This window comes from Geminocystis sp. CENA526, from assembly GCF_050753365.1.
Classification (GTDB): Bacteria; Cyanobacteriota; Cyanobacteriia; order Cyanobacteriales; family Cyanobacteriaceae; genus Geminocystis.
Genome location: NZ_JBLZFY010000277.1, coordinates 1 through 1,418, shown reverse-complemented (window position 1 = coordinate 1,418; position 1,418 = coordinate 1). Strand labels below are relative to the sequence as shown.

Annotated in this window: 2 protein-coding genes and 1 pseudogene; all 3 read right to left on the bottom strand. The window is 36.5% G+C overall.

Annotated features, from left to right (window positions below; genetic code table 11):
- A pseudogene (locus tag ACN4EE_RS23365) lies at positions 1-80 on the bottom strand (DUF3782 domain-containing protein); the annotation flags it as partial.
- A gap of 125 nt (positions 81-205) precedes the next feature.
- The gene (locus ACN4EE_RS23360) at positions 206-898 is read right to left on the bottom strand and encodes a hypothetical protein (protein WP_431708905.1); all 693 of its coding nucleotides are present in this window, start codon (positions 896-898) and stop codon (positions 206-208) included.
- Positions 879-1,325, bottom strand: coding sequence for a hypothetical protein (locus tag ACN4EE_RS23355; RefSeq protein ID WP_431708904.1), 447 nt, complete (start codon positions 1,323-1,325; stop codon positions 879-881). Before ACN4EE_RS23355 ends, ACN4EE_RS23360 begins: the two co-directional genes overlap by 20 nt.
- Positions 1,326-1,418: the final 93 nt, after the last annotated feature.

Here is a 1,418-nt window from a genome sequence, read left to right as displayed (position 1 = left end):
TGGAATTTACGCTCAGTTTCTTTTTGGGCTTGAATTAATTCTGCTAATAATCTCCAAACATCATCGGCGGTGGTTGTCATAATTTTTCCTCCTAATTTGATTCTTCATCTCTATCATTTATTATATGATGTTCGATCGAACTTCCCATTTCTTTAAAATCGATCGCCAAAGGCGGCGCTACGCGATAGAACCTTTTTGATTATCTTTACCACACTTTTGGCTCAAATTTTTGATCGTTAACAATCACTAAATCCTCCCCCGACTGGGTAATAACAAATAATCCTTGACGATAGGCATAACGACTAACCTCTAATGGTGCTACCATTGTCGCTACTGCACCTAATAATTCGATGTTTTGATAACGGGGTAATAATCTTTTAAATTTACTCAATCTTTCTAAATGCTCATCCACATCAGCTTTTGTTAGTTTACTTTTCACTTCGATCGCCACTGCTTGTATCGTATTAATTAGTAATAAATCAACCTCCATCGCTTCATCGCCATTATTAACGGAAATATCACCAGATAATTCTCTAATATCAATACCTCGCTCTCGAAACAATCTGACGGCGGCAGGACGCACTTGCCATTCGACAAATTCCCCTAAACGATTACCTAAACTGCCCAATTCTTTGTTTACTGCTCTAATTTGCTGATCCGTTTTTTTACTTTGTTCTTTCAAAAGTCTCTCTGTTTCTTGAAAACGGCGATCGGCTTGTTGAGCTTGTTCTTTTAAAAGTCTCTCCGTTTCTTGAGATTGCTCTTTCAGGAGTCTCTCAGTTTCTTGAGATTGCTCTTTCAAAAGTCTCTCTGTCTCTTGGAATTTACGCTCAGTTTCTTTTTGGGCTTGAATTAATTCTGCTAATAATCTCCAAACGTCATCGGCGGTGGTTGTCATAGTTTTTCCTTCCAATTTGATTCTTAATATCTATATATTTATTATATGATGTTCGATCACTGAAAGTGTCGCTGCTCGATCGATGAAAGTAGTGGAGTTCGATCGAAGCGGATAAAATATCATCTTCTGTTTTTAAACTATTTAACCATTCCTCATCTATACTTTGAGCAATTCTTGTTTGAGCTAGTTTGTATTGATGATTTAACAATACTCGTGTAATATCTTGACTGATTTCAAGCCATTGTGAGGGGGAGGCAACATTTGTTAATTGCCACAAAGCAGACCAAGCATTCGGTGGTAAGATAGAGCCTAATTTAATGGCAGTACTGGCAATTTGAGATTTTGAACGATTTTCTCTTTTTGACAACGCAGTGATTCGTTCCGAAGTCTCCATATCAATATGAGCGGAGAGAGTTTTTCCTGTCATTTTTTGAGTTTCTGATAGCTTCTATAGTTTCTATAGAAATTATAGCTTATATTTCTTTTTTCTATAATTACTGATTAGGTAGCAATAAAGTAT